General features: G+C 35.3%; 9 protein-coding genes and 5 pseudogenes. 9 read left to right on the top strand and 5 right to left on the bottom strand.

Translation table 11 applies throughout. The features are described 5' to 3' along the window. From FTT74_RS13555 to FTT74_RS13565, 3 genes are all read left to right on the top strand, one after another. Window positions 1-122: integrase core domain-containing protein (locus tag FTT74_RS13555; RefSeq protein ID WP_179989171.1), on the top strand; the 122-nt coding region annotated here is incomplete at its 5' end. A gap of 98 nt (window positions 123-220) precedes the next feature. After that, on the top strand, window positions 221-1609 hold the full coding sequence (locus tag FTT74_RS13560) for a hypothetical protein (protein WP_179991388.1): 1389 nt from the start codon (window positions 221-223) through the stop codon (window positions 1607-1609). Further along, window positions 1599-2117: a hypothetical protein gene (locus FTT74_RS13565; RefSeq protein ID WP_179989170.1), complete on the top strand. Its 519-nt coding sequence runs from the start codon at window positions 1599-1601 to the stop codon at window positions 2115-2117. Before FTT74_RS13560 ends, FTT74_RS13565 begins: the two co-directional genes overlap by 11 nt. A 120-nt stretch (window positions 2118-2237) precedes the next feature. Here the strand turns inward: FTT74_RS13565 and FTT74_RS13570 are convergent. Both FTT74_RS13570 and FTT74_RS13575 read right to left on the bottom strand, forming a co-directional pair. Further along, window positions 2238-2501 (bottom strand): annotated as a pseudogene (locus tag FTT74_RS13570) (integrase core domain-containing protein); the annotation flags it as partial. Between the two features lie 33 nt (window positions 2502-2534). Further along, window positions 2535-3011: pseudogene (locus FTT74_RS13575) on the bottom strand (transposase); the annotation flags it as partial. A 490-nt stretch (window positions 3012-3501) separates the two neighbouring features. Between FTT74_RS13575 and FTT74_RS14050 the strand changes: the two are divergent. Together FTT74_RS14050 and FTT74_RS13580 are read left to right on the top strand one after the other, a co-directional pair. Then, window positions 3502-3603: pseudogene (locus tag FTT74_RS14050) on the top strand (recombinase); the annotation flags it as partial. 185 nt (window positions 3604-3788) lie between these two features. Continuing rightward, the gene (locus FTT74_RS13580) at window positions 3789-4988 is read left to right on the top strand and encodes an integrase arm-type DNA-binding domain-containing protein (protein ID WP_005245164.1); all 1200 of its coding nucleotides are present in this window, start codon (window positions 3789-3791) and stop codon (window positions 4986-4988) included. A 41-nt stretch (window positions 4989-5029) separates the two neighbouring features. Here the strand turns inward: FTT74_RS13580 and FTT74_RS13585 are convergent, their stop codons facing one another. After that, on the bottom strand, window positions 5030-5443 hold the full coding sequence (locus FTT74_RS13585) for a Cd(II)/Pb(II)-responsive transcriptional regulator (protein ID WP_179989169.1): 414 nt from the start codon (window positions 5441-5443) through the stop codon (window positions 5030-5032). Between the two features lie 79 nt (window positions 5444-5522). Here FTT74_RS13585 and FTT74_RS13590 point away from each other — a divergent pair, with 79 nt between their 5' ends. After that, the gene (locus FTT74_RS13590; protein WP_005245162.1) at window positions 5523-6254 is read left to right on the top strand and encodes a transglutaminase family protein; all 732 of its coding nucleotides are present in this window, start codon (window positions 5523-5525) and stop codon (window positions 6252-6254) included. Further along, complete coding sequence (locus tag FTT74_RS13595) at window positions 6241-7128, top strand: cation diffusion facilitator family transporter (RefSeq protein WP_127800877.1); 888 nt, start codon at window positions 6241-6243, stop codon at window positions 7126-7128. The genes FTT74_RS13590 and FTT74_RS13595 overlap by 14 nt, the downstream gene beginning before the upstream one ends. A gap of 84 nt (window positions 7129-7212) precedes the next feature. On the opposite strand, the pseudogene FTT74_RS13600 reads toward FTT74_RS13595, so the two are convergent. Continuing rightward, window positions 7213-7437 (bottom strand): annotated as a pseudogene (locus FTT74_RS13600) (efflux RND transporter permease subunit); the annotation flags it as partial. Here FTT74_RS13600 and FTT74_RS13605 point away from each other — a divergent pair. Then, window positions 7437-7580, top strand: a pseudogene (locus FTT74_RS13605) (antitoxin HicB); the annotation flags it as partial. The pseudogenes FTT74_RS13600 and FTT74_RS13605 sit on opposite strands and share 1 nt — an antisense overlap. A 252-nt stretch (window positions 7581-7832) precedes the next feature. Here the strand turns inward: FTT74_RS13605 and FTT74_RS13610 are convergent. Then, window positions 7833-8084 (bottom strand): hypothetical protein, encoded by a 252-nt coding sequence (locus FTT74_RS13610; protein WP_004658363.1) that lies wholly within the window; start codon window positions 8082-8084, stop codon window positions 7833-7835. 194 nt (window positions 8085-8278) lie between these two features. On the opposite strand from FTT74_RS13610, the gene FTT74_RS13615 reads away from it, so the two are divergent. Then, window positions 8279-8500 (top strand): helix-turn-helix transcriptional regulator, encoded by a 222-nt coding sequence (locus tag FTT74_RS13615; protein ID WP_004658364.1) that lies wholly within the window; start codon window positions 8279-8281, stop codon window positions 8498-8500. Window positions 8501-8748: the final 248 nt, after the last annotated feature.

Genomic DNA, 8748 nt, shown 5'->3' on the forward strand with positions numbered 1-8748 from the left:
GCAAGCATTTATTTGATACTTTGGATGAAGTACAAGATTATGCAACAAACTGGTTGTGGCATTACAACCATGAAAGACCACATCAAGCTAACAAAGGAAAGCCACCTCTAATGGCTGCTTAACCTCTGCTTTTAACTTCGGTTATTTATGGGAGGATTACCATACCACCAACCGTGATATCAACAATACCCAAGAAATTACTCGTGATCAGACCACAGGTATGCTGGATGGTTCAGTAACGATTGATCATCGATTACTGACAGAAGCTGGACGACAGGAGATTATTCAAGAACAGAAGGATTTGCCAGAGAATTTCCGTCAAAGTGCAGAAAATTTAGCACAAGCCTTACCAGCGGGTGAGTATAAAGATAAGGCTTTACAAACACTAAATAATATTCAGGCAAGGCTTTACAATTTACCAAGTGAATATAAAGAAACGGGTGTAGTTGGTGACAAAGTTGCAAGTGAATTGCTCAAACGAGGGATAGAGCCAAAAGAAGTTGAAGCTTTATTTTCTAAATTAGATTTTTTCTATGCAGCAAAAGAGTTTAGTGAAATTCAGAGTCAACTAGATACATTAGCTCAATCTGGTGTTGATTTAGAAACGATTTTTAAACAACCTAAAATAGGCGTAAATGAACAAGAAGTAATTTATGCGAAAGGAACTGACATTGAGACAAAAGTTACGACCCAAACCACAGTTGGTATGACGATATTAAGCAATATTGCTGATTTAGGAAATAATATAAAGCAGATTAGTGAAGATACTGGAGTTGATTTAGGTACTGTTCAACTTGCGGTAGGACTAATGATTTCAGGCCCAGTCCGTTTAGCAATTGAGACAGGAAAATCTTTAGCTTTAGATAGTGCGGTAGGAGCTGAAATAGCTCAAGGATTTGATGCGCTGGCGACATCATTAACTGCCGCCGCTCATGTTACCAATTCAAATACGATTAATAATTGGACTAATTCAGAGAAAGTTAAAGAAATTGAAGCCTCAACATCTGAAAATAAATTAGATGAATTGAAATTTGCAAATGAAATTGAAAAAAATAAACAAGGTGCAGAATATTTAATTAATGCTGTGGCTGGAGTTGTAGGTGCTGGAGTAGGTAAAGGTGTCACTAAGGGGAAAGATGCTGATATTGAAATAAATCAAAAGCAATCTCTTGATGTGGGATGGGTTGATAATTATGGAAATCAAAAGAAAGTCACTGGAGATGGAACCGTGGCTAGAGATCATCAGCCGTCTAAAGCTGCATTATTAAAGAGAGCTGAAGACTTAAAGGAAGCGCCCTTAACTCAAGCAGAGAAAAATCGTATTATTAATGAAGGAATGAGTGTAACTGTACCAAATGAGGTGCATGCCGCAGGTCCAACCTATGCAGGAAAAAATAATAAAGGACTCATTGAAAATGATGCAAATGATTTACAAGCAGCACAAATTAGGGATTCTGAGGCAATGATAGATAATGCAAAAAAATTAACGCCTGAGTACGTTACAAAGTTGCAAGAAGCATGTACTACATTGAGCTGTAAAAATAATGCTGATTATGATAAATTTTTGAAAAATATTATGGATGAGGAGGCGAGAAAGAATGACAAATAAGTTTATTGATCATTTAATATCACTGTTGGGTAAGTCAAATATTGATGAAAAATTAGTTGATTTTTTTGTTAAAAATCAATTTGTGAAAAGTCAAGAGGAAATTAAATTACCAATTTATGATGAAGATGGTGATTTATTGGATGAGTATAATTTTTATATTAGTAAATATGATGAGGGATTGGGTTTTATATTTACTGATGAGTCTTTTTATTTAAATCAGGAGGACAAACCCATAACTGGTGAAAAAATATACTTAACGACTATATTTTTTTATAATGATGGTGTGGAAGGCTTTTCTCAATATAAACAAGAACTGCCATTTAATTTAAAATTTTCAATGAATAAAGCTGAAATTGAAAATATGTTAGGAGTGCCATTATTTATTAAGAATGATGATGGCGTGGTTAGAAGCCAAAAATGGAAAATTGAAGATATTCCATTTACAATATATATTTCATATAACAATATAGGTGAGATTAGATATATTTCATTAAGTATTCCTTACTGATTTAGTTAAAGTCGTTCCTACCCTATTTTGAATAAAAAAGCGGTTCTTTATTTAAAATGGAGCTACATTAATAGTTTTTAAGGTAATCCTTCAATAAATAACCGAAGTTAAAAGTAGAGGTTAAGCAGCCATTAGAGGTGGCTTTCCTTTGTTAGCTTGATGTGGTCTTTCATGGTTGTAATGCCACAACCAGTTTGTTGCATAATCTTGTACTTCATCCAAAGTATCAAATAAATGCTTGCTCAGCCAACTATAACGTATGGTCCGATTATAGTGTTCAATATACGCATTCTGCTGTGGCTTACCCGGTTGAATATATTCAATACGAATACCGTGCTCAGTAGCCCAGCGCACAAATTCGTGACTGATAAATTCGGGACCTGAGATACCGTCTTGGTAGTCAATCAGGTTTTGAGATTATTCGACCACTAAATAATCTCTTCGATAGGCAGTCTGATGTTTTAAAACGCCATAACACAGATGTATAAGCTTGCGCATTGCAGCACCTAAAGCACACATTTTATTTTTACCCTGGCTTAATAATCGTTGATATAAAGCTTCAATGTGTGGATTATATTTAATCGCTGTTAATGCCGACATATACAATACTGAGCGTATTTTACTGTCACCTGCTTTTGATAAGTGACTTTGCTTGTTGACTGAACTGCCAGACAACTGATGTACTGGAACCAAACCTACATATGCAGCAGCTTGACTTGCTTTTTCAAACTTGTGCGAATGAAATAACCCCAACAGTAATAAGCCTGATCGTTCACCGATTGAAGGAATAGTTTGCAGTAATTTCAAATCCTGTTTCAATGTTGGATCTTGATCTATGTGATTATTTATTAACTTATCAATATGTTCAAGTTGCCGATTTAAATAGGCTTTGTTGCATAAACATTTTGCAAGGCACTGATTTTTAAAGGTTTGTGAAAATTTCAACCTAAGAATAAATTTAATAAAATCATATTCTTAGGTATTTGTGCAACAAAGCCGATCCGAATCGGAAGCCAAAAAGCTTTTGGGGCAGATTATTAGGACGGAAGTGAATTCATAGTAACTGTCCAAATGAAAGAAGAATCAGTGTCCTTTACGATAAGAATATGCAATTTATCTAAGAATTATATTGCTGAATAAGCTTTTAAGAATATAGGTTTGGGCAATAAAGCCTTTAAATTCTATTACTGAATAAACCCTAAGTGGCCGATTTGGAATAGGAATGAGTGGTAGGGTGCGAATAGGAATAGGTGGTAGGTTTATGCTGGAATATGCATTGAGTCCAATCCTTGATCGTGGAGACTATTGTATTAGAAACAATAGCAGACCTAAAAGGCTTTACTGGTATCCATTGATTATTCAATAACATTAAATAGAGCCGTGAGACGTTGAAAGGCTCACAGAGTGGGAGGTAAAGTATATCCTCATCTCTCGTAAAACAGCTGACGAAGTCCGAGATAGAATCATTGCGTCAAAAAAAACGTGATATTTGAGAACTAAAAAAGAAGTGGTACTCCTACTGGTTACTAAAATTAAAGTATATTGAATAATAAATTTATAAAACAATACTTTACAAATCTATATGATGCGTAGTGTACGCATCATACATAAAGCGTTCTATTTTGATATAATTGATCCAATCAACCCATTGTTAGGTTTCATTTAAATTCCATGAGTCTTACTGAAATTAAAGTTCGCCAAGCTCATTGTAAGGAAAAAACCAGTTTTTTATCCGATGAAGATGGGCTTAGCCTGAAGATTGAGCCGAGTGGAAGAAAATCTTGGTGCTATCGCTATACAGATCCACAAACTAAAAAACGTCGACGCATTCAGTTAGGTCGTTATCCTGATTTATCGCTGAAAAAGGCACGACAAGTCAGAGATGACTTTAAAGACAATGATTTCTGTTTTGAACAAGATACTGCCTCTAATGTCATCACCTTTGGTAAGGTCGGGGAGGAGTGGTTACAGTTCAAACTGAAAAATGCCTTCAACGATCTACCCCGCTGTGGTGTACTACAGTTAGCAGAAAGATGCTTACAGCAAGATATTTATCCAGACCTTCAGGATCTACCTTTTCAAAACATCAAGCGTTATGACCTGGTTTCAGTAATCAAAAAAATAGAGGGACGCCAAGTAAAAGAACCTGTCAAGAAAGCTTGTAGTTATTTGAACCAAATTTATGACTACGCTGTAGCGATGGGTTATTGTGAATTCAACATCGCGCATGGTTTAAATAAAATCGCCATTAACAGTAAAATCAAGAAAAATTATCCGTATTTGAAAGCGGAGGATATATCTGATTTTAAGTATAAATTACAAAAATTGGATGCCCATCCGATTATTAAAAAAGCACTGCTGTTCAAATTACATACTGGCGTGCGAGGGGCTGAATTGTTATTGGCTGAGCCTCATCATTTTGATTTAAATGAAAAAGTCTGGAAAATACCTGCCTTGCATATTAAACAGTTTCGACGAAAAGTCATATTAGGCCATGAGATTCCCGACTTCTTAGTTCCACTTTCAGATCAGGCTTTAGATATTTTAAAGGACGTCATGCAATGGTCATACGGTGAAAAGTACATTTTTGCTAGCCCACGGAAACATAATCAACCGATTCATTTTAATACATTAAATATGGCTATACGTAAGATGGGCTATGGAAAACATCAATTATCCTCTCATGGACTACGTTCCACTTTTAGTACCATTTTGAATGACTCAGGTTTGTTCCAGGATAACTGGATTGAGGCACAACTTTCACATATTGATAAGAACCGTACCCGTGCCAGCTATAATCACGCTGACTATTTAGCCCAGCGGACTGAAATGATGCAGTGGTGGGGTGATTATTTAAGTACTGCTAAGTGAAAATCGTACTTTTATACATAGACTTAAAACATTATGGGGTTTCAAATGGATAGTAAACAATATACTTGCCGTGTTACATGGTCAGCAGAATATAATGAGTATGTTGGGTTGTTCGAACCACAAGCACTAGCCATTTGTTGTAATTCAGCTTTAAGCGCCCTTAATTCTTTCATGCGTTTATTCACTAGTGCAAGTTGCTGATCAATTAATGCATTAACGCTAGAGCAGCTTTCTTCTGGCTTATTTTTTAATTCGATAAGACGTTTAATATCATTGAGTGATATATCTAGGCTGCGACAATGCTTTACGAATTCCAATTGTTTAAGTGCTTTGCTATCATACAGCCTGAAATTACCTTCTGAACGATTTGGATTTAACAGAAATCCTTCTCTTTCATAATATCTAATCGTTTGTATTGAACAGCCCGATTTTTTTGACAATTCGCCTATTTTCATCAATTTCCCCCAGACATTTGACTCTATAGTTACTATAGAGTCTATAGTATAAGTATGCAACGAAAAGGATATATAAAAAATGACTGAGAAATATTTAAACAATACGAATATCGTTAATTTTGAACACAAAGATATCCAATCCTTGATCGATCAACGTAGGTGGAAAAACTTGGATAACTTCAACAAAATTGGTGCCGCTTATCAGTTTGTAAAAGATGAGATTTTCTTTGGTTATAATGAAAGCGATGATATTGCAGCAAGCGATGTGCTAGCAGATGGTTATGGACAATGTAATACTAAGGGTAATCTGTTAATGGCACTATTGCGTGGACTAGGCATTCAATGCCGATTTCATGGGTTTACCATAGACCAGCAACTACAAAAAGGTGCTATCCCAAGCTATGTATTTTGGTTAGCACCTAAATACATCATTCATAGTTGGGTAGAAGTTTACTTTGAAGGGCGTTGGATAAACTTAGAGGGCTTTATATTGGATGAGCAATACTTAAGCTCTCTACAGGAGAAATTTGACCAAGTAAAAGATGATTTTTGTGGTTATGGTGTTGCAACAAAGTGCTTTTCATCACCAGATACAGATTGGCGTGGAGAAAATACCTATATTCAAAAAGAAGGTATTCATGATGACTTTGGGCTTTATGATTCCCCTGATGAGTTCTATCTCGAAAAAGGGACTAACTTGTCGGGGTTCAAACGCTGGATATATCAACGCTTGATACGTCACTTGATTAATATGAATGTATCAAAACTAAGAAATAGAAAAGTACTAGAGGTACAAAATGCACAACCATAATCATAGTCATCAACATGGTAAAGATGACCGTATTGGTTGGGCATTTTTCCTTAATGTGACATTCACTATTATCGAATTTATAGGTGGTTGGCTCACTAACAGTACGGCGATAATGGCAGATGCAGTTCACGATCTTGGTGATAGTCTTTCAATAGGTTTTGCGTGGATTTTAAGTCGTTTTTCAGATAAAGAAGCATCAGATAAGTTTAGTTATGGTTATCGTAGACTTACTCTCTTTGGCGCATTGATAAACAGTATTGTTTTAATCATTGGCTCAATTTGGATTTTATTTGAAGCAATTCCAAAGCTGTCCAATCCTGAAATGCCTGTAGTCGAGGGGATGTTAGGGCTAGCGATACTCGGCGTTGCCGTTAACGGATATGCTGTATTAAAATTAAAAGCGGGTGAAACATTAAATGAGAAAGTGCTGACATGGCACCTTCTTGAAGATGTACTTGGATGGGTTGCCGTTCTTATAGTCTCTATCGTACTGTTGTTCGCTGAACTGCCGATATTAGATCCCCTTTTATCAATAGGGTTCACGCTGTTCATCTTGTTTAATGTTTTCAAAAACCTGAAATCAACACTCGTTTTATTTCTTCAAGCTGCACCCGATAAAGAGACTCAAAAGCGTATTAAACTATCACTAATGGAATTTCCTGAAGTTAATGGTATCCACCACATGCACTTTTGGTCACTAGATGGTGAAAGTCACGTTTTAACAGCGCACCTTGAGCTGAGTGACAACTTTGACGTTAAAGAATTAATTAGGCTTAAACAAGAAGTTGCAGCTAAATTATCTTCCTATCATTTATCGCATACAACGATAGAGTTTGAGTTTTTAAATGAAAATTGTCGGGATGAAGCGCAGTAAGCTTTATCAATAAAATGTTGGGCATACAATATTAAAAGCAGCTTAATTAGGCATAACCTAGTAATTAAGCTGCTTTTTTTGATTTTAAATTTCGTCGGATTGCTGTTTGCTACTCTCAGAGCCATGCGCCCATTGATATAAAATAGGCAATACAAACAAAGTTAAAATTGTAGAAGATACAATACCGCCGATAACAACTGTTGCTAGTGGTCGTTGTACTTCTGCACCAATTCCAGTGTTTAACGCCATTGGAATAAAACCTAAACTTGCGACCAGTGCCGTCATTAAAATAGGTCTTAAACGAATGATGTGCTGAGTTTCCATCATTGTCTTGGCTTGATGCGGATCAGTCTAAAGCATTCTCAGGAATAGAGGAGCTCGTTGCTGATGTTGTCGCTGATATGATTAGCAATAATGAAAAAGTTCCTACACCACTCTCCGGGAAAATATAGTAGGCAGTTTGTTGTCCTTGTTCTCAGTGGTTCAACAAAAACTAGCCCTCGAAGCCGCAGAACGTGGCGTGGACATAAATTGTTTAGTATCAGTAAAAAGAGCGATGTAATTTTAGTACGAGTGAGTGATAGAGCAGGAACCTATGCTTCATATATTCAGTAAATGGTATGTTTTTGAATTAATAGGTATTTTTAAATAAAGCTTTCTTTGATTTAGTGCTTTTTATTTAATAAATTAATTTTAAAAACAACTTAGGCTAATTGATAAACACTATCTGGAAAGATTAAAAGAAAATATTTTTTAATTTCTGCTAATTCATTTAAGGCAGGTTCCCTTTCAAGCAGTTGAAATGTCCAAATAAGTACAGCCTGATGATTATCATAGCAAGTATTTACTCCAAGAAAATTAGCCATTCCATAACTTCTATTGATGTTCATTTCTTTAATTAATTGATTTCCTAAGTCACGAGCTTGCTGGCTGATCAATAACTCATTTGGTAACACGGCGGTCATCTCCACAAAATAATCTAATGCAGGTTCAATCCTTATATTTAAAAAGTTATAATTTAGTTGAAATGGATAAAATATACTTTCTATAAGTTGTAATAACCTGCTGTAGGTTAATTTTAGCAAAGTATTACTCAGTCAACAACTTCAAATAACCCACAGCAAGTTATTTTTTGTAAATTAATTTAAATATGATTACTTGTAAGTTATCTAGCCTCATGGGCGATAGAAAAATTTTAAAATTAAGTGAAGTGGTGCATGCAACAGGTATCAATCGCAACACGCTCACAAGTATGTATTATGACCGTGCTGTACGTATTGAATTACCAGTCGCCGATAAGTTGTGTAAGTACTTTAACTGTACGATGAATGATTTGTTTGAGTTTAAGGAAGAAGTTGAAGAAAAAGATTAACTTAATACTTCGTTTGATAAGTTTTTCGAAGAAAAAGACTAGCCAATACTTAGTTTGATAAGTTTTTCTCTGCAGATCTAATATTGAATTTTATAAAATATCATTACAAACAGAGGTGGTTCCACTTGTTTGAACAACTAAAAGCGTATTTATAAGTGATATTCCGCTCTAGTTAAGCCACCTTGTTTTGTTGGGGTAGCTGATCATAGTAAAACTCATTTGGTGTCATTTTGTCTAGACTCGAATGA

The sequence above is a fragment of the Acinetobacter sp. YH01007 genome, assembly GCF_013420425.1.
Taxonomy (GTDB): Bacteria; Pseudomonadota; Gammaproteobacteria; order Pseudomonadales; family Moraxellaceae; genus Acinetobacter; species Acinetobacter towneri.

What these genes read in the sequence shown, in the direction of transcription:
- FTT74_RS13590 (WP_005245162.1), top strand. Translation starts at nt 5,523, where the DNA reads ATGACTGAGAAATATTTAAACAATACGAATATCGTTAATTTTGAACAC.
- FTT74_RS13560 (WP_179991388.1), top strand. Translation starts at nt 221, where the DNA reads ATGCTGGATGGTTCAGTAACGATTGATCATCGATTACTGACAGAAGCT.
- FTT74_RS13585 (WP_179989169.1), bottom strand. Translation starts at nt 5,443, where the DNA reads ATGAAAATAGGCGAATTGTCAAAAAAATCGGGCTGTTCAATACAAACG.
- FTT74_RS13565 (WP_179989170.1), top strand. Translation starts at nt 1,599, where the DNA reads ATGACAAATAAGTTTATTGATCATTTAATATCACTGTTGGGTAAGTCA.
- FTT74_RS13580 (WP_005245164.1), top strand. Translation starts at nt 3,789, where the DNA reads ATGAGTCTTACTGAAATTAAAGTTCGCCAAGCTCATTGTAAGGAAAAA.
- FTT74_RS13595 (WP_127800877.1), top strand. Translation starts at nt 6,241, where the DNA reads ATGCACAACCATAATCATAGTCATCAACATGGTAAAGATGACCGTATT.
- FTT74_RS13615 (WP_004658364.1), top strand. Translation starts at nt 8,279, where the DNA reads ATGATTACTTGTAAGTTATCTAGCCTCATGGGCGATAGAAAAATTTTA.